Here is a 16,274-nt window from a genome sequence, read left to right on the forward strand (position 1 = left end):
GGCGGGCAGCCACTGAGGGGAGTCACCCGTGTGGCGCCGCGGCGCCAGGCCACTCTTTCGGCTGAACCGGCGGTCATTGCTGGTGGGAGCGCTGATCCCGCGGGCGAGACTCCGTCGCATGGGAGCAACGGCGGACGCCGCATCCGAGGACGGGCCCGACACCGAGGGTGCGTACTGTCGGCCGGTTCCGCCGCCCGAGGGCTGGACCGCGGACGACCTCGACCGGATCCCGGATCTGCCGCCACACACGCAACTGATCGACGGAAGCCTCGTCTACAGGAGTCCGCAGACGCGCTTCCACTTGCGCTGCATACGTCTGCTGGAGCATGGCTTGCTGAGCCGGGCGCCGGACCATCTGGATGTCTATCGGGAGTTCACCGTCGTGCTGGACCGACGGAACAGACCGGAACCGGACGTTCTGGTGGCTTCGGCGGAGGCGTACACAGGTCTCGACCAGACCTGGCTCGGAGCCGAGCACGTCCTCCTGGCAGCGGAGGTCGTATCACCGGACTCCCGCGAACGGGACCGTGAGGTCAAGCCCCGTAAGTTCGCGGAAGCCGGGGTGCCGCACTTCTGGCGGGTCGAGAAGGACGAGGAGAAGGGCCTCCCGGTCGTCTACGTCTACGAACTCGACCCCGCCACGAAGTCGTACGGGCTCACCGGCATCTTCCACGACCGACTGAAGACCACGGCACCCTTCGACATCGAGATCGACCTGACGGCGGTGGACTGACGCCCGGGCGCTCGGGGGACGCGGTGCGCGGCTGACCAAAGGAGCTGCCCCCTCGACGGGGTCTAGTGGCCGAGCCCGTGCTTGACGACGTGCTTGGCCACTGTTTTGGACGGGCCGGCCAGTTCGGCGGCGATCCGGGACTCCGCGCCGCCGTCCGTCGTGACGGTCGCCGGGAGGGGCGGGACGGCGAGGAGGCACTGGCGGCGCAGGTGGGTCGGAGGGTGGGTCGTGTCGACGCTCTGCCCCCGGAGGGCCGCCGCGCGGCGCTGGCGTTCGTACTCGCCCTCCGGAACGGAGTCCATGTGTGCGCCCAGGCGTTCCCACAGGCCCAGCCAGGGTTCCCGGTCCGCCGTGCCGCGCCGCCCGACCTGCTGGGCGTTGGCCTCGCGCCGCAGCATGGTCTCGGCCGAGTCGAGGACGAGGAAACGGTTCATGATCGACGCTGCCGCGTCGGTGGACCCGGCGCGGGCGGCCATCGAATCGGCGAGGTATTCGGCGCGCTGTGTCGCCCGCAGGGTCAGCCGGTCCAGCAGCATCAACAGCCCTTGGATCAGGGCGCGGGGCAGAATGAAGACCAGGTTGACGAAGGCCTCCACGACCGTCGGGTTGGGAGTCGGGTCGACGTAGTAGCGCCAGGTGGAGAGGGAGCGGAGCGCGTTTCCGATGATCAGCCCGTGCCGGGTGTCCCCGTTGCTGTAGTGGCCGAGTTCATGGCCGAGCAGGGCGATCCGCTCCTGCGGGGTGAGGATCTCCCAGAGCGGCATACCGATCGTCAGCAGCCTGCGACCGCGTATCCCGTACGTCGTCACACTTGCGTTCAGCTCGGCGCTGACGGCGACCGTGTCCACGCCTCGGGTGTCCGCGACGACGGCGACCTCGTCGATCAGCGCGAAGAGCGCGGGCGCGTCGGTGCGGATCAGCAGGGGCCGGTCGTCGGGGAGTTCGGAGAAGCGCGGCCGCAGGGTCCAGGCCAGCAGGCCGAGGACCGCGCCGAGGAACATCCCGGCGCCGCCCCACCCGGCCACGACGAACCACACCGCGCCGACGGCCAGCGCGCCGGTGACGCCGTGCACCGCGAGTGCGATCAGGTAGGCCGCCAGGCCCGCGAAGTCGCGGCGCGGGCGCAGCGTCTCTCCGGCGGCCACCTCGGCGGCCAGCCGCTCGCCGTGACGGCGGGCGAGTCTTCGCCGGCGTCTCTCCAGGCGGCCCGGGTCCTCGCCGGGCTGCTCCGGATCCACGTTCCAGTCACAACCGGCACACCAGGTGGTGAACCGCCCGTCCACCCGGATCTCGGCCCCGCACTGCGGGCACGGCTGCGTTGTCTCTCCGGCCTGCCCGGTGGTCCCGACGCTGGTGCTCACGTGACGTCTCCCGCTCCCCGACCCCTCCCCAGAGGCCGCTCCGCTTCTGCTTGCAGAGCTGATCATTGCGCACGCCCCGACTGGCTGCGCTCAAGAGTGACTGGTCGTCTCCCGGCGGAACGCGGCCAGCAGGGAGTGAAGGCTCGGCGGGCGGAGGTCCAGCGCGGTTGTCGGGTCGTCGGATTCGCGGAGGCGGAGTGTTCTGTCGGGGGCGGTGGCGAGTTCCAGGCAATTGCTGGCCTCGCTGCTGAACGAGGATTTTTGCCAGAAGAGTTCGGTCATGGCGGGTCCTTTCGCAAATCTGCGTTGAGTCCCTGGATGAAATCGCGGGACGCTGCGGCGTCGGGTGAGACCTGCCGTGTTCCGTGGTCGTACGGACTCACCGGCATCTTCCGCGACTGTCCCCCAACTCTGTGGCTTCCCCGCGGGTACTCCGCTGCGGGAGTTGAGGGAGACGGGGGCAATGTGGTGCGCGTCTGGAAAGCGGTGGTCCCGGTCCTCGCCTTGATGGCGGTGGCGGTGGCGTGATGCTCCTCGTCCGCGGACAAGGATGAGCAGCGGCTCACCGCGCAGCGGGAGAACTACTGCACGCAGTTGGGGGCATGGCAGAAGGCGCGTGACGCGGCGCGCACGGACGCGTCGGGCTCGTCGGGGAACGACGACCGCCACCGTCGCGCGGGACGCCCTCCTCGCGTTGGAGCCGCTCCGGGACGAGACCATCGGGCAGGGCCGCACTCATGCGGAGGCGACGGTGGCAGCGATGGACAACGGTGACTCCGACGCGGAGGGGCGCCTGATTCGGTACTGCGACGACGCCGGCTTCGAGACACTGACGCGCTAGCCGCGCGCTCAAGAGCGACTGGATATCTCCTGACGGACCGCGGCCAGCAGTGAGCGGAGGCCCGGCGGGTGGAGGGCGAGCGTGGTCGCCGGGTCGTCGGATTCGCGGAGGCGGAGTCCGCCGTCGGGGGTGGTGGCGAGTTCCAGGCAGTTGTTTCCCTCGCTGCTGTAGGACGACTTCTGCCAGTGGAGGGTGGGCATCGGAGGCCTTTCACAGGTTGTCGATGATCGCCTGGATCAGGGTTCGCGACTCGGCTTCCTTGAGGGCGACCGCTCTGAAGTGGGTCATGAAGGTGCGGTATTTCTCCAGTTGTAGGTCGGCGTGGAGGAATACGGACCCATGTTCGGCGTCGAGTTGGACGGTGTCCAGCTGGGGAACGGGACCCTCGGCGTACAGGACGGTCTGCCCGGCGCCGGGGAAGACGCCGGCCTCGTAAGGGATCACCAGGACGGTGACATGCTCCCGTTCGCCCATCTCGACGATGTGCTCCAGTTGTTCACGCGTCACGTCGCGGCTGCCGAACCGCATGCGCAGTGCCGCCTCGTGGATGATCGCCGTGTAGGGGATCGGCTTGTCCGCGAAGAGGATGCCCTGACGCTTGATGCGATGGGTGACGCGGTACTCGATCTCGGGTGGGGACAGCTTGGGGATGGACTGTCTGAAGACGAGGCGGGCGTAGTCGACTGTCTGGAACAGGCCCGGGATGTGGGCGATCTGGGCCGTACTGATCGTGGTCGCGTGGTGTTCCAGTTCGGAGAGGTCCAGCAGCCCGGAGGGCAGCGCCTCGCGGTACTCGTCCCACCAGCTTCGCCCCCGCCCCGCGGCCATTTCCACGAGTGCTTCGATGTATGGCTCGTCTGCACTGCCGTAGCTGTGCGCGAACATGCGGATCCGGTCGGCGCTGACACCGAAACGCCCGGCTTCGATGGAGCTGATGCGCGCCGCGTTGACGCTCAGCAACTCACCCGCCTCGCGTGCGGTCATCCCCGCTCGCCCTCGCAGTTTGCGCAGCTCAGCACCGATGCGCTGCTGTCGTACGGTCGCTGCTGCCCTTGGCGGCATGCAGTCGCCCTCTCACTCGTAGGGGTAATGGTTTGACGGAATTGGTAGTAACCCTACTCCGATCCTCTATCTTCGGTGTCGAGGCAATCAGTGCAACCCCCGCACCGCACCGAGGAGTTACGGACGTGACCGAACTCGCCCTGCACCACCCTGCCCACTCGCCGCTCGACGGCGACTGGGAATACGCGCTCCGCATCCCCCACTCGCTCCTGGGACCGGGCATCGTCCGTGCCCACGTGCGGGCTGTGCTCACTCGCTACCGGGTGAGCCCCGCCGTCCTCGACAACGCCCAACTCGTCGCTTCGGAGCTGGTCACCAACTCCCTCTCCTGTACGCGGGATTCCGTCGCCGTGCGGCTCCTGCGCACCGACGGGCGGTTGCGGCTCAGCGTGTGGGACAGCAGTCCGTATCCTCCACCGCGTTCGCCGGAAGTCGGGGCGGGGCCCGACGACGAGAGCGGGCGCGGGCTCTGGCTCACACGGGCGTGTGCCGACGACTGGGGGCATTACCTCGTGATCAACGGACGGCGCGAGACCGGTGGCAAGGAGGTCTGGGCGGAGTGGCGAGCCCCGCGCCTGGACGCAGCCCTATAGGTATCCGTGCCGTGAAGGTGCGCCCCCGACCGCTCTTGCCCTCGATGGGACCTGTCCCGAAGGCTTCAGTACTCTTCAGGCTGATTGGGGGAGGGGAAGCCGGTGGGCCGTTTGCGAATTGCCTTCGGGCTGCTGGTGGTTGTCGCCGGCACGGTCTGGTTGCTGGGTGGAGGGTCGGCCGTGCGGTCGGGGGGCCGGTGGGCGCTGTCGGCACTGCCGTATGTGTTTGTCGCGCTCGGGCTTCTGCTCGTGCTTCGGGCTGCCGTGCCGAAGGGTTTGCTCGCTGCCCCGCTTGTCCTCGTCGCCGGCGGTGGATTGTGGGCGGCGTACAACGCGGGGCACCTGAGGGAAGCGACCGCGGGCAAGGTGTGGCCTGCCGTGGTGATAGCCCTGGGCGCGGCGCTCGCGCTGGGCGCGAGGCCCCGGGCCGCCGTCATAGAGGACGAAGTGCCGTTCAGGAGCTACCGCAGTGTGCTGCTCCCCATCCGCAGGCAGGTCGCTACGGACGCGGTGCCGCTGCAGAACGTGGCGGTGAGTTCCTGGTTCGGGGACGCGCGGATAGATCTCTCTGGAGCGCAGTTCATTAGTGATCCTGCGCCCGACGGAGGCTACAAAGTGCTGGAGGTCGACGTCATAGTCTGCTTCGGCAGGGTCGAACTCGTCCTTCCGCCTCGCTGTGCGGTCGTACGCGGCAACGTTGAGAACACCCTTGCGGTGCACTTCGCCGACCGGGTCGCCGTATACGCGGACACGGACGTGTACCGCGCGTCGGCGGGCGGGATCATGCCGCGCCGTGTGCTGCTCAACGTGCTGGGGTTAGGAGGATCCGTCGCCATTCGGTCTTTGTGATCCTTACGGGACGGTGTTGCCGGTGCTTCCTGTTGTGTCCACCGAGTGATCCATGCGCTGACTCGCGAGGCTGGGATGGACGTCCAGGCGCCTCTCGTCTTGGGCGAGGAAGAGTGAGATCCGCTGATTCATCCGGACGAACTCGGCGTTCTGAACGGGTAGTTTGTAGCGGAAGGCTTTGGCCAGATCGAACCGGTGCAGGTCGAACACACTGCACAGCAGATCGGCCAGGGAGAGCGCCGCAGCCACCGCGCCACGGTAAGCGAGCACAGCCATGACGGCGGGCAGCAAGGGCAGCAGCGCCCATGCGTCGAGGCGGAGGATCAGCGGCAGGGTGGCTGCGGTGCACAGCCCCAGCGAGACGCAGAGCGAGGCAGTCGCGGCGATGAGGTCCAGTTGCTGTGTTACGGCACTGTGAAGCCGCTCGGACACGAAAGGATAGATCCGCCAGTAGGTGCTCATGATGTCCAGCCCGTAGCGGTCACCGGAGAGGCGTTCGCCGCGCAACAGAGCGTTGCCGAGTTCCGTGGCCATCAGTTCGCCGTGCTTGTCGAGCATCGACTTGTCCGGCTGCAGGCGTGGACGGACCTCGGTCGGGTATCGGCTCCGGAGGCGCTCTGCCTGCCTTACCCGACGCTGCCCTCTGGCGGCTACTTTGGCTTCGAGGGCCAGTGTGTGCAGGGGGCGGGACCCTGTCGACTGCGGAGCGGCGTTGTTGACGTTCCGTCTGGCCCATTCGATGGTGGCGATCGCACGGTTTCTGCGGCGTCGATGTCGTTCGGTCGCCGCTGCACGCAAGGGCGCGAGGGGAGACGGGCGCGTCCAATAGCCTTCGAGGAGTTGGACCAGCGCGGCTTCGAAGGGCCGGAGAATCACGCCGCCCACGAAGATCATGAACGTACCCAGGGCCAGAGCCGCCGCGTCCCCCCTGACCGGAAGTACGGCGTCGAAGTCCACGTTGGAGTCGGGGGTGTAAAGGTGCGTGCGCACCAGAATGGCGATGATGCCGACCACTAGCACACTGGGCAGGATGCTCAAGAGGCTGAACCGCGCCCCGCCCAGGACCTTGCCGCCCGCTTCGATCAGACCTCGCAGCATCTACGACCCCTCTAGGTGGAGAAGCATTTCATGCGGTGCTGCCCACCGGGACAGTTTGGTGCGCTTCGACCAGTGCGGACAGGAGGCTGGTCGTGGCACCTGACGCAAACCCAAATGACCTGGTCGAGAGAGAGGTCCGCCAATTCCATATCAGGCAAAATCTGCTGTGTCTCCATGGCCATCTTGCAGGCGACGCACTCAGGAATGGGGTCTGCCACATCGTGCTTGAGTAGTGAAGGCTGCGTGCACTGCCCGTCGGGGCACACGTAGACGTACCAGCCGGGCTTCGGAGATGGTGGTTGGTAGTAGGGGCTTTGGTCGGCCACCGAAACCCACCACAGAACAAGTAGCCGCAGACCTAGCCCAGAGAGACCAAGTCGTCCCCGCGCCATGAGCACCCCCCGACCCACGTAGGTGGGACGAGTATGCCGTCAACTCCCCAGCGCGCACAGCCTGTCTGGCGGAGACGAGGGGGCAGTTCCCTCTCTGCGCCCCGGACCGCAGTCGCGACTCCGAGGTCGCACGACAGGCGTCCGTGCAGTCCCACGGCCGAACCGGCTTCTCTATCGACCGTTCTCTCCGGCAAGATGACCTGAACTGATTCTTTTCATACGTCATCCCGTCCCCAGGAGCAGTCACCGTGACCGAGCAGCCGTCTGAGCCGCAGCAGCCCCCGAACCAGCCGCCCGGCTACGGCTATCCGAACTCCGGGGACACCCCGCCCGGTTACGGGTACCCGAACCCGGGTGCCGTGCCGCCCGGCGACGCGAACCCGTACGCGGCCGGGCAGCCGGGTTCCGGGCAGTACCAGCAGCCGGGGCAGCCCGGACAGCCCGGGCCGGGGCAGCCGTACGGGCCTCCGCAGTCCGGGTATCAGCAAGGGCCGGGGTACCCGCCCCCCGGCGGTTACGCCCCGCCCGGCGCGTACCCTCCCGGTACCTTCACCGGTGACCCCAACGCGCCGTACGGCTACGACCCCTACGGGCGCCCGTACTCCGACAAGTCGAAGATCATCGCGGGTGTCCTCCAGCTCTGCCTGGGGAGCCTCGGCGTCGGGCGCTTCTACATCGGCAGCGTGGGGATCGGGCTCGCCCAGCTCTTCACCTGCGGCGGGCTCGGGATCTGGGCCCTCATCGACGGGATCATGCTGCTGACGGGGCACAACGCGACGGACGCCCAGGGCCGCCCCCTGCGTGGCTGAGCCGAGCAGCCCCGTGCGCGCGGAACCACTGCGGCACCCGGCGGCGGCACCCCTCGCGGTGCTCGTCGCCGGGGCCGTCGGCGCGGGCTATCTGTACGGCACCGACCCGCACGAGCCCGGTCACGTCCTGCCCGCGTGCCCCTTCCGGTTCGTCACCGGGCTGCTCTGCCCGGCCTGCGGCGGCACCCGGATGACGTACGACCTGATGCACGGTCAGTTCGGCGCGGCCTGGCTGGACAACAGGGCGCTGCTGCTCGCCTCGCCGTTCGCCCTCGCGTTGCTTGCGCGCTGGATCGTGGAGGGGCTGCGCGGGCGTCGCTGGCGGCCTGAACTCAGTCCCCGCGTCCAGGTGTTGGTGCTGTCACTGGCCGTCGCGTGGACCGTGGTTCGCAATATTCGGAACTGATTCAGGCATAACTTGATCACGGGATGGGAACAATAGAACGTTTACCCTCCCAGTCGCCCCTGTGTTCTCCGTACGCTCACACGGCACAGGGGGGATGACGTGTACGCGGCTATGCCGTTGCGCGATTTTTTGGCGGTCTCCGTCATGGGTCCTTCCTGGTACATCTCCGGAGCGGGTCCGCTCTCGCTCCGGTCTCACTCAGCGCCATCCAGTCACCCAGGAGCACGTCTCATGACCGTCCCCACCCCCTCGGCCCCGTACGGCGTCGACCCGCAGGGCCGCCCCTACTCGGAGAAGTCGAAGATCGTCGCGGGCATCCTGCAGATCTTCCTCGGCACGCTCGGCATCGGCCGTTTCTACGTCGGCTCCGTCGGCGTGGGTGTCGCGCAGCTGCTCACCTGCGGTGGCCTGGGCTTCTGGGCGCTGATCGACGGCATCCTGTTCCTCACCAGCAACGACCGCACCGACAAGGAAGGCCGCCCGCTGCGCGGCTGAGTCGGCAGAGGCATGAAGGGCCCCACTCCGGCGGGAGTGGGGCCCTCTTGCTATCGGTCCTGCCGGCGGTCTCGCCAGCAGTTCCAAGATCTCAGAAGCGGCGCGTGATCAGCGCCCGCTTCACTTCCTGGATCGCCTTCGTGACCTCGATACCGCGCGGGCAGGCGTCCGTGCAGTTGAACGTCGTGCGGCAACGCCACACGCCGTCCTTGTCGTTGAGGATCTCCAGGCGCTGCTCTCCGGCGTCGTCACGCGAGTCGAAGATGAAGCGGTGGGCGTTCACGATGGCGGCCGGGCCGAAGTACTGGCCGTCGTTCCAGAACACCGGGCACGAGGACGTGCAGGCGGCGCAGAGGATGCACTTCGTCGTGTCGTCGAAGCGCTCCCGGTCCTCCGCCGTCTGCAGCCGCTCACGCGTCGGCTCGTTCGTCTCCTTCGTGATGAGGAACGGCATCACGTCGCGGTACGCCTGGAAGAACGGCTCCATGTCCACGACCAGGTCCTTCAGCACGGTGAGGCCCTTGATGGGCTCGACCGTGATGGGCTTGGCCGGGTTGATGTCCTTGATCAGGGTCTTGCAGGCGAGACGGTTCTTGCCGTTGATCCGCATGGCGTCCGAGCCGCAGATGCCGTGCGCGCAGGACCGGCGGAACGTCAGGGTGCCGTCCAGGTCCCACTTGATCTTGTGCAGCGCGTCGAGGACACGCTCCTTGGGGTCGATCTCCAGCTGGAAGTCTTCCCAGACCGCTTCCGCCGAGTTCTCGGGGTTGAAGCGGCGGATGCGGAACGTGGCCGTGATGTACGGGGAGTCGGCGAAGCCGGGCTCGGCCGTGCCGGCCGCGTCGGCCTTGTCTGTGCCGTCCAAGGTAGGGGTTGCCATCAGTACTTACGCTCCATCGGCTGGTAGCGGGTCTGCACGACCGGCTTGTAGTCGAGACGGATCGACTCGGTGCCGTCGTCGCCGACCTCGCGGTACGCCATGGTGTGGCGCATGAAGTTGACGTCGTCGCGGTTGGGGTAGTCCTCGCGGTAGTGACCGCCGCGGGACTCCTTGCGGGCGAGCGCGGACACGGCCATGACCTCGGCGAGGTCGAGCAGGTTGCCCAGCTCGACGGCCTCAAGGAGGTCGGTGTTGAACCGCTTGCCCTTGTCCTGGACGGACACGTTCAGGTAGCGCTCGCGCAGCTCGGCGATCTTCTCGACGGCCGTCTTGATCGTCTGCTCGGTGCGGAACACCATGACGTTGGCGTCCATGCACTCCTGCAGCTCGCGGCGGATGTCCGCCACGCGCTCGTTGCCCGTGGACGCCCGCAGCCGCTCGATCTGAGTGACGACCAGCGAGGCCGGGTCCTCGGGCAGCTCGACGTGCGGTGCCGTGGCCGAGTACTCCGCCGCCGCGATGCCCGCGCGCTTCCCGAACACGTTGATGTCGAGCAGCGAGTTCGTGCCCAGCCGGTTCGCGCCGTGCACGGAGACGCACGCGACCTCACCGGCCGCGTACAGGCCCGGGACGACGGTGGTGTTGTCCGACAGGACCTCACCCTCGACGTTCGTCGGGATGCCGCCCATGGCGTAGTGCGCGGTGGGCTGGATCGGGATCGGGTCCGTGTACGGCTCGATGCCGAGGTACGTACGCGCGAACTCCGTGATGTCCGGGAGCTTGGCGTCCAGCTGCTCCGGCGGGAGGTGCGTGAGGTCGAGGTAGACGTGGTCGCCCTCGGGACCGCAGCCGCGGCCCTCACGGATCTCCGTGTAGATGGAGCGGGACACGACGTCACGGGACGCGAGGTCCTTCATGACCGGCGCGTACTTCTCCATGAAGCGCTCGCCGTCCTTGTTGCGGAGGATGCCGCCCTCACCGCGGGCGCCCTCCGTCAGCAGGATGCCCATGCGCCAGATGCCGGTCGGGTGGAACTGGAAGAACTCCATGTCCTCCAGCGGCAGCCCGCGCCGGTACACCGCGGCCTGGCCGTCACCGGTCAGGGTGTGCGCGTTCGACGTCACCTTGAAGAACTTGCCGGTGCCGCCGGACGCGTAGATCACGGCCTTCGCCTGGAAGACGTGGATCTCACCGGTCGCCAGTTCGTAGGCGACGACGCCCGCCGACTTCTTGACGCCGTCGACCTCTACGAGCAGCTGGTCGAGGACGTAGAACTCGTTGAAGAACTCCACACCCTCCTTGACGCAGTTCTGGTAGAGCGTCTGGAGGATCATGTGGCCGGTGCGGTCCGCCGCGTAGCAGGACCGGCGGACCGGGGCCTCGCCGTGGTTGCGGGAGTGACCGCCGAACCGGCGCTGGTCGATGGTGCCGTCCGGGGTCCGGTTGAACGGCAGGCCCATCTTCTCCAGGTCGAGGACCGCGTCGATGGCCTCCTTCGCCAGGATCTCGGCGGCGTCCTGGTCGACCAGGTAGTCGCCGCCCTTGATCGTGTCGAAGGTGTGCCACTCCCAGTTGTCCTCCTCCACGTTCGCCAGCGCGGCGGCCATACCGCCCTGCGCGGCGCCCGTGTGGGAGCGGGTGGGGTAGAGCTTCGTCAGCACGGCGGTCCGGCTGCGCTTCGTCGACTCGATGGCCGCGCGCATTCCGGCGCCGCCGGCGCCGACGATGACGGTGTCGTACTTGTGGATCTTCATGTTTCTCGCAGCCCCGTGCCTAGCGGATGTTCGGGTCGAAGGTGAAGATCACCAGCGTGCCCAGCAGGATGGTGAACACCGTGGCGGTGTAGAGCAGGCCCTTGAGCCACAGCCGGGTGTCCGCGCGCTCCGCGTAGTCGTTGATGACCGTGCGCAGGCCGTTGGCGCCGTGCAGCATCGCCAGCCACAGCATCAACAGATCCCAGACCTGCCAGAACGGGGAGGCCCAGCGGCCCGCCACGAAGGCGAAACCGATCTTGGAGACGCCGCCGTCGAGGACGAGCTGGATGAGCAGGTGGCCGAGGACCAGGACGACCAGGACGACGCCGGACAGCCGCATGAACAGCCAGCCGTACATCTCGAAGTTGCCGCGGGTGGACTTCGGGGTCTTCCTGGTCCGCTTGCGCGGGGCTTCGATGAGGGGCGCCGGGTTGTCGACGTCGTAGAGGGACGCGCCCTCGACGGGGCCGATACCGGGCGCGGTCTTCTCGGTGGTGCCTGTGTTGTTCGACATCTTGCGCGTCAGCTCCCGAAGACTTCACGAGCGGCGTGGCCGAGGACGGGGTACAGGGCCCCGATCATCAGCACGACCCAGATGCCGACAACGGTCCAGAGCATCTGCTTCTGGTAGCGCGGGCCCTTCGACCAGAAGTCGACGGCGATCACCCGCAGGCCGTTGAGCGCGTGGAAGAGGATGGCGGCGACGAGGCCGTACTCCAGCAGCGCGACGATCGGCGTCTTGTAGGTGGCTACGACCTTGTCGTAGTCCTGGGGAGAGACACGGACAAGAGCGGTGTCCAGCACGTGTACGAACAGGAAGAAGAAGATGAGGACGCCGGTGACTCGATGAGCCACCCAGGACCACATTCCTTCCCGGCCGCGGTACAGCGTTCCAGCCGGCACGGAAGAACCCTCCGGGAGCGGGGATTGGGGCCTGCCGGCTTCGATGTCGACCTGGCCCGGCCGGGTACGGTCCACCGGCCCTGGCCATCGTAGCGACGTGTTGTCGGAACGTTTACGGCGGGCCTACCGATGTGATCGAACTGGCAGGCAAAGGGGTACGTATGGGCTATTGCGGGGTGGGTCCGGTGCGGGTGCGTTGTGGCCGGCCTCAGGGATTGCGCCGTTCCCCGCGCCCCTAAGAGCAAAAGACTGCGCCGTTCCCCGCGCCCCTAAGGGCGAAGGACTGCGCCGTTCCCCGCGCCCCTTATCGATCTGGTCAGGCGGCCTCTGGTCAGGCGGCGTAGTTCTTCTGCTGTGAGCGTCAGCTCTTTGTCCGGGTCGTTGGCCAGGCGGGAGCTGATTTCGGTCAGGACCAGGTCGGGGGACTCCTCCGGGGGCGTGTCGTCCAGGCAGATGACGAAGACATGGCCGAAACGGCTCTCGTACGCCGCGTGGGCGGCGCTCAGCGCCATGTGCGCGGCGGAGTACGCGCCGTCCGGGAGGAGCGTGAGAGGTTCGCAGGCCAGGGCCTCGGCGACAGCGGCCGGTGTCAGGTCGTACGCCGCCTCGTCGGACGCGGCCAGCAGGGCGTCCAGGTCGGGGTAGGGGCGGTGCGCGGCGATACGGCGGGCCCAGTGGTGGCTGCCGCAGCAGGCCAGGAGCGTGCGCTCGGCCTCGTCCGCGGGCATGGCGTTGAACCGGGCCAGGCCGGTGGGGCGGTGCCCGGGCGACTCCGGTGTGGCGACGGCCTGGCCGGGGAGACGGGTAGGGCGGTGCGCGGACAGCGTGGGTTCCTCGGCGGTTCGGCGGCGCCGGGATGTGCGCCACGCGGGGTTCGGCAGGGGATCAGGAACATCAAGGGGGATGAAGTGAGAGGTGTGATCTCACGGTATCGACGCTTGGCGGTAGCTGTCCGAGAGATGCCCGAACTTCACCCGTAAGGGAGAGTTTCAGGACAGATGGTGGACGGCGGCACCGGGCGCCGGGGCTTAGGTTCACAGCGGAGGTACAGCGTACGGGGGCGGCCTCGGGCGAGTGATCGGGAGAGTGAGTGGGCTGTGGTGAACGGGCGTAGGCGCAAAGAGTCGGCATCGGTGCACAGGAAGCCCCTGCTGGTCGGCGCGGGCGTCGTGGCGGTCGTGGCGGGCGCGGCGCTGACCGTCGGGCTCTGGCCGAGCGGTGACCCGGGCGCGCCCTCGACCCGGCGGCCCACCGGGGAGAGGAGCGCCCTGGCACCGGCCGCCTCCCCGACTCCGTCACCCGATCGGACGTATCCGATGTCACGGACGCCCCGGACGATTCCGGCCGTCCGCGAGCACACCCCCGCGCGCGGACCCGGCTGGCGGCCCGCGAAGGGCGGCCGCGTGGTCGTGGGCGACGACGCGCTCGCCGACGAGGGGCGGCTTCTCGCCAAGGAGCTGGGGCTGACCTACGCGGGGCAGGGGACGGCGCGTGCCGGGGACGTCGGGCTGGACCTCACGGACGAGGACGCGAACGCCGAGTCGTACACGCTGCGGGTGGCGGACGGGCGGGTGCGGATCAGCGGTACGGAGGAGGCGGGCGTCTTCTACGGCACCCGCACGCTCAAGCAGGAGGTCCACGGGAACGCCACGGCGCCCGAGGGGGTCGTACGCGACTCGCCGGCCAAGCCGCAGCGCGGGTTCATGCTGGACATCGCGCGCAAGCATTTCACCGCCGCCTGGATCGAGGACCGGATCCGTGAGCTGGGCGATCTGAAGTACAACCAGCTCGGCCTGCACTTCTCCGACGACCAGGGCTTCCGGATAGCCTCCGACTCGCACCCCGAGGTCGTCTCGAAGGAACACCTGACGAAAGCCGAGGTGCGGCGCATCCTCGCGCTCGCGAAGAGCCGGCACATCGCCGTCGTGCCCGAGATCGACTCGCCCGGACACCTCGGCGCGGTGATCGCCGCGCACCCGGACCTCCAGCTCCGCAACACCGCGGGTGTCGCCTCGAAGGGCGCGATGGACATCTCCAAGCCCGCCGCCGGGAAGATCGTCGACGAACTGCTGAACGAGTACGCCGACCTGTTCCCGGGGCCGTACTGGCACCTCGGCGCCGACGAGTACCAGGCGCTGACGGTGGCGAACCCGGCGGCCTCGTACCCGCAGCTGGCCGCCGCCGCGACGAAGGCGTACGGATCCGGCGCCGGGATCGCCGACCTGGCGACCGGGTGGCTCAACGACCGGGCCGACACCGTGCGCGGGCACGACCGGACCATGCGCGCCTGGAACGACGGGATCTTCGCCGGGGGCACCGTCCAGGCGGACGAGGACCTCCAGGTCGCGTACTGGACCGGCAAGGAGATCGGCGCGCGGCAGCCGACGGAGTACCTGCGGTCCGGGCGCGAGATGCTGAACTACAACGACGAGTACCTGTACTACGTCCTCGGGCAGCCCAACACCTTCGTCTACCCGACCGGGCAGCGCATCTACGAGCGGTGGACCCCCCTCGTGGTACGCGGCACGACCCCGGTGTCCGAGGAGTACGACGACCAGATCCTCGGCGCGTCCTTCGCCGTCTGGTGCGACCTCTCGGGCTCCCAGACCCAGGCCCAGGTGGCGGCGGGGATCCGGATGCCGCTGCGGGCGCTGACGCAGAAGCTGTGGGATCCGCGCAAGCCCGGGTCGTCGTGGGCCGACTTCAAGTCGCTGGCGGGGAAGCTGGGCTGAGGGGCGTACACCGCCTTCCGGGTGGACGGGCGGGGGGTGGCCGCCGCCGGCGGCCTCGTGGCTGTGCGGTTTCCGACGCCTCGCGTGTTCCGGTGGCGAACTACTGTGCGCGTGTGGTGTATTCGGCGCTGGCCGGACCGACACACCGGGGGGAGCGGCATGGGCTACTGGGGTTATTTCGTCGTGGGCAGAAGCGAGCGCCCGCTCGCGGAGCTGGGGGCGTTATCGGGTGCGGCGGGCATGACGCTGCACGAGACGGCGGACGGCGGCTGGCAGGTCTGGGAGTACCCGAACGCTCCCGGCGGGGGCGCCTCGGACGTGGGGAACATGAACGACCTGGCTCAGGAGACGGGCGCGCCCGCGCTCTTCGGATACGTCATGGACAGCGACTGCGTGGTCGTCGAGGCGGCCGCGCCCGACAGCGGGGCCTGGACGACCTGCCTGGCCAGGGACGCGATGGCCGGATACCTGGGCGGGAACGAGGACGGACTGGCCGTCGACGACTTCTTCCTGGAACCGCGTGACGCCGTCCTGCGGGCCCTCGCCTGGGCCGCCGAATCGGGCCATGACGCGTCGGAGGAACGTCTTCTCGATGTGCTCAGTTCCGACGCGAACCCCTCGGCCGAGATGCTGTTCTTCCGGTTCCTGGACCGACTGGGCGTCATCCCCATGTAGATTTCGGCCACTTCGCACTGTGACGTTCCGGCCACTGTGCACGCAGTAAGGGGAAGTGCGGGCTCCGCAACCAGCGGCGGCCCACCGAGGGAGGCGTGATGAGCCTGGTGGAACTGATCGCTCGGGCCGACGAGCTGGGTCTCGCGGCCGGCGGTCTGGCGTGCCTGGACAGGTGCGTGCCCCTGTTGGGCGGCGACGACGAGATCCTGCGCCCCCTGTGGGCGAGCCTCGCCGAGTCCGAGGAGGGGTTCCGGGACTGGGGCGAGTGTGTCGAGCAGGTGCGCGCCAAGCTCTATGTGGCGGACGGCCCGAAGAGCAGCGCGTCGGCCGAGGGCGAGGCCGTCGCTCTGGCGCACCGCATGCTCGGCACGGCCCCGGCGGAGCGGACCACCGTAAACCTGCGGGAGTGGGCCGACGCCTGCTCGGTCGCCGCACTCCAGGTCCACGGCCTTCTCGACGCCACGGCCCGTGCCGAGTCCGACGGCGCGGCCTCGGCGCGGGAGTGGCGCGAGGGCCGTACGCGGGACATGTCGCCGCTCCTCGCCGCCGAACTGCGCCGCCAGGTCAGCGTTCTGGAACTGGTGTCCGCGCACGGCCCGGCGGGTCTGCGCCAGGCGCGGGAGCTGACCACCGAGGGCCGGCGCGTCCTGCGCGCGGTGGTCTCCCGACGGGCCCGCGGACGCGCCTGAGC

At 68.6% G+C, this 16,274-nt stretch carries 20 protein-coding genes; 10 read left to right on the top strand and 10 right to left on the bottom strand.

The annotated features are described in order from the left end of the window. The first annotated feature begins 118 nt into the window (after window positions 1-118). Entirely contained in the window at window positions 119-733 is a 615-nt protein-coding gene (locus ACH4DZ_RS09995; protein ID WP_398286517.1) for a Uma2 family endonuclease, read from the top strand. A gap of 62 nt (window positions 734-795) precedes the next feature. On the opposite strand, the gene ACH4DZ_RS10000 is transcribed toward ACH4DZ_RS09995, so the two are convergent. Together ACH4DZ_RS10000 and ACH4DZ_RS10005 are read right to left on the bottom strand one after the other, a co-directional pair. Then, window positions 796-2,094, bottom strand: a complete 1,299-nt coding sequence (locus ACH4DZ_RS10000; protein ID WP_398286518.1) for a M48 family metallopeptidase — start codon at window positions 2,092-2,094, stop codon at window positions 796-798. Window positions 2,095-2,184: 90 nt separating this feature from the next. Continuing rightward, window positions 2,185-2,376 carry a DUF397 domain-containing protein gene (locus ACH4DZ_RS10005; protein ID WP_398286520.1) on the bottom strand — a complete coding sequence of 64 codons (192 nt, stop codon included), beginning with the start codon at window positions 2,374-2,376 and terminating at the stop codon, window positions 2,185-2,187. 334 nt (window positions 2,377-2,710) lie between these two features. Here ACH4DZ_RS10005 and ACH4DZ_RS10010 point away from each other — a divergent pair, with 334 nt between their 5' ends. Further along, a complete protein-coding gene (locus ACH4DZ_RS10010; RefSeq protein ID WP_398286521.1) occupies window positions 2,711-2,935 on the top strand; it encodes a hypothetical protein in 225 nt (74 codons plus the stop codon). 8 nt (window positions 2,936-2,943) lie between these two features. Here ACH4DZ_RS10010 and ACH4DZ_RS10015 read toward each other — a convergent pair whose 3' ends face one another. Beyond that, complete coding sequence (locus ACH4DZ_RS10015; RefSeq protein ID WP_398286522.1) at window positions 2,944-3,135, bottom strand: DUF397 domain-containing protein; 192 nt, start codon at window positions 3,133-3,135, stop codon at window positions 2,944-2,946. Between the two features lie 10 nt (window positions 3,136-3,145). Beyond that, window positions 3,146-3,997 carry a helix-turn-helix domain-containing protein gene (locus ACH4DZ_RS10020; protein WP_398286523.1) on the bottom strand — a complete coding sequence of 284 codons (852 nt, stop codon included), beginning with the start codon at window positions 3,995-3,997 and terminating at the stop codon, window positions 3,146-3,148. Window positions 3,998-4,122: 125 nt separating this feature from the next. On the opposite strand from ACH4DZ_RS10020, the gene ACH4DZ_RS10025 reads away from it, so the two are divergent. Together ACH4DZ_RS10025 and ACH4DZ_RS10030 are read left to right on the top strand one after the other, a co-directional pair. Next, window positions 4,123-4,590 (top strand): ATP-binding protein, encoded by a 468-nt coding sequence (locus tag ACH4DZ_RS10025; RefSeq protein WP_398286524.1) that lies wholly within the window; start codon window positions 4,123-4,125, stop codon window positions 4,588-4,590. 102 nt (window positions 4,591-4,692) lie between these two features. Beyond that, complete coding sequence (locus ACH4DZ_RS10030) at window positions 4,693-5,439, top strand: hypothetical protein (RefSeq protein WP_398286525.1); 747 nt, start codon at window positions 4,693-4,695, stop codon at window positions 5,437-5,439. A 3-nt stretch (window positions 5,440-5,442) separates the two neighbouring features. On the opposite strand, the gene ACH4DZ_RS10035 is transcribed toward ACH4DZ_RS10030, so the two are convergent. Then, window positions 5,443-6,537: a hypothetical protein gene (locus ACH4DZ_RS10035; RefSeq protein WP_398286526.1), complete on the bottom strand. Its 1,095-nt coding sequence runs from the start codon at window positions 6,535-6,537 to the stop codon at window positions 5,443-5,445. 640 nt (window positions 6,538-7,177) lie between these two features. On the opposite strand from ACH4DZ_RS10035, the gene ACH4DZ_RS10040 reads away from it, so the two are divergent. From ACH4DZ_RS10040 to ACH4DZ_RS10050, 3 genes are all read left to right on the top strand, one after another. Then, window positions 7,178-7,738 (top strand): TM2 domain-containing protein, encoded by a 561-nt coding sequence (locus ACH4DZ_RS10040; protein WP_398286527.1) that lies wholly within the window; start codon window positions 7,178-7,180, stop codon window positions 7,736-7,738. Further along, entirely contained in the window at window positions 7,731-8,144 is a 414-nt protein-coding gene (locus ACH4DZ_RS10045) for a DUF2752 domain-containing protein (protein ID WP_398286528.1), read from the top strand. The genes ACH4DZ_RS10040 and ACH4DZ_RS10045 overlap by 8 nt, the downstream gene beginning before the upstream one ends. A gap of 231 nt (window positions 8,145-8,375) precedes the next feature. Next, window positions 8,376-8,639, top strand: coding sequence for a TM2 domain-containing protein (locus tag ACH4DZ_RS10050; RefSeq protein ID WP_398286529.1), 264 nt, complete (start codon window positions 8,376-8,378; stop codon window positions 8,637-8,639). A gap of 91 nt (window positions 8,640-8,730) precedes the next feature. On the opposite strand, the gene ACH4DZ_RS10055 is transcribed toward ACH4DZ_RS10050, so the two are convergent. From ACH4DZ_RS10055 to ACH4DZ_RS10075, 5 genes are all read right to left on the bottom strand, one after another. Then, entirely contained in the window at window positions 8,731-9,519 is a 789-nt protein-coding gene (locus tag ACH4DZ_RS10055; protein WP_398286530.1) for a succinate dehydrogenase iron-sulfur subunit, read from the bottom strand. Continuing rightward, a complete protein-coding gene (gene sdhA / locus ACH4DZ_RS10060) occupies window positions 9,519-11,273 on the bottom strand; it encodes a succinate dehydrogenase flavoprotein subunit (RefSeq protein ID WP_398286531.1) in 1,755 nt (584 codons plus the stop codon). The genes ACH4DZ_RS10055 and sdhA overlap by 1 nt, the downstream gene beginning before the upstream one ends. Window positions 11,274-11,292: 19 nt before the next feature. Further along, window positions 11,293-11,787, bottom strand: a complete 495-nt coding sequence (locus ACH4DZ_RS10065) for a succinate dehydrogenase hydrophobic membrane anchor subunit (protein WP_107015771.1) — start codon at window positions 11,785-11,787, stop codon at window positions 11,293-11,295. Window positions 11,788-11,795: 8 nt separating this feature from the next. Continuing rightward, a complete protein-coding gene (gene sdhC / locus ACH4DZ_RS10070; protein WP_210880708.1) occupies window positions 11,796-12,176 on the bottom strand; it encodes a succinate dehydrogenase, cytochrome b556 subunit in 381 nt (126 codons plus the stop codon). Window positions 12,177-12,445: 269 nt separating this feature from the next. Further along, entirely contained in the window at window positions 12,446-12,904 is a 459-nt protein-coding gene (locus ACH4DZ_RS10075; RefSeq protein WP_398286532.1) for a 2-oxo-4-hydroxy-4-carboxy-5-ureidoimidazoline decarboxylase, read from the bottom strand. A gap of 405 nt (window positions 12,905-13,309) precedes the next feature. On the opposite strand from ACH4DZ_RS10075, the gene ACH4DZ_RS10080 reads away from it, so the two are divergent. The 3 genes from ACH4DZ_RS10080 to ACH4DZ_RS10090 all read left to right on the top strand — a co-directional run bounded on the left by ACH4DZ_RS10080 (window position 13,310) and on the right by ACH4DZ_RS10090 (window position 16,272). Next, complete coding sequence (locus ACH4DZ_RS10080) at window positions 13,310-14,908, top strand: glycoside hydrolase family 20 protein (protein WP_398286533.1); 1,599 nt, start codon at window positions 13,310-13,312, stop codon at window positions 14,906-14,908. 159 nt (window positions 14,909-15,067) lie between these two features. Continuing rightward, complete coding sequence (locus ACH4DZ_RS10085) at window positions 15,068-15,583, top strand: hypothetical protein (protein ID WP_398286534.1); 516 nt, start codon at window positions 15,068-15,070, stop codon at window positions 15,581-15,583. Between the two features lie 98 nt (window positions 15,584-15,681). Next, the gene (locus ACH4DZ_RS10090) at window positions 15,682-16,272 is read left to right on the top strand and encodes a hypothetical protein (RefSeq protein WP_398286536.1); all 591 of its coding nucleotides are present in this window, start codon (window positions 15,682-15,684) and stop codon (window positions 16,270-16,272) included. Window positions 16,273-16,274 lie beyond the last annotated feature (2 nt).

The sequence above is a fragment of the Streptomyces sp. NPDC017991 genome, from assembly GCF_044328075.1.
Taxonomy (GTDB): Bacteria; Actinomycetota; Actinomycetes; order Streptomycetales; family Streptomycetaceae; genus Streptomyces.

Bases quoted from the DNA above. Each gene is read 5' to 3' on its own strand.
- ACH4DZ_RS10090 (WP_398286536.1), top strand. From the start codon at position 15,682: ATGAGCCTGGTGGAACTGATCGCTCGGGCCGACGAGCTGGGTCTCGCG.
- ACH4DZ_RS10050 (WP_398286529.1), top strand. From the start codon at position 8,376: ATGACCGTCCCCACCCCCTCGGCCCCGTACGGCGTCGACCCGCAGGGC.
- ACH4DZ_RS10085 (WP_398286534.1), top strand. From the start codon at position 15,068: ATGGGCTACTGGGGTTATTTCGTCGTGGGCAGAAGCGAGCGCCCGCTC.
- sdhA (WP_398286531.1), bottom strand. From the start codon at position 11,273: ATGAAGATCCACAAGTACGACACCGTCATCGTCGGCGCCGGCGGCGCC.
- ACH4DZ_RS10035 (WP_398286526.1), bottom strand. From the start codon at position 6,537: ATGCTGCGAGGTCTGATCGAAGCGGGCGGCAAGGTCCTGGGCGGGGCG.
- ACH4DZ_RS10065 (WP_107015771.1), bottom strand. From the start codon at position 11,787: ATGTCGAACAACACAGGCACCACCGAGAAGACCGCGCCCGGTATCGGC.
- ACH4DZ_RS10015 (WP_398286522.1), bottom strand. From the start codon at position 3,135: ATGCCCACCCTCCACTGGCAGAAGTCGTCCTACAGCAGCGAGGGAAAC.
- ACH4DZ_RS10075 (WP_398286532.1), bottom strand. From the start codon at position 12,904: ATGCCCGCGGACGAGGCCGAGCGCACGCTCCTGGCCTGCTGCGGCAGC.
- ACH4DZ_RS09995 (WP_398286517.1), top strand. From the start codon at position 119: ATGGGAGCAACGGCGGACGCCGCATCCGAGGACGGGCCCGACACCGAG.
- ACH4DZ_RS10055 (WP_398286530.1), bottom strand. From the start codon at position 9,519: ATGGCAACCCCTACCTTGGACGGCACAGACAAGGCCGACGCGGCCGGC.
- ACH4DZ_RS10020 (WP_398286523.1), bottom strand. From the start codon at position 3,997: ATGCCGCCAAGGGCAGCAGCGACCGTACGACAGCAGCGCATCGGTGCT.
- ACH4DZ_RS10005 (WP_398286520.1), bottom strand. From the start codon at position 2,376: ATGACCGAACTCTTCTGGCAAAAATCCTCGTTCAGCAGCGAGGCCAGC.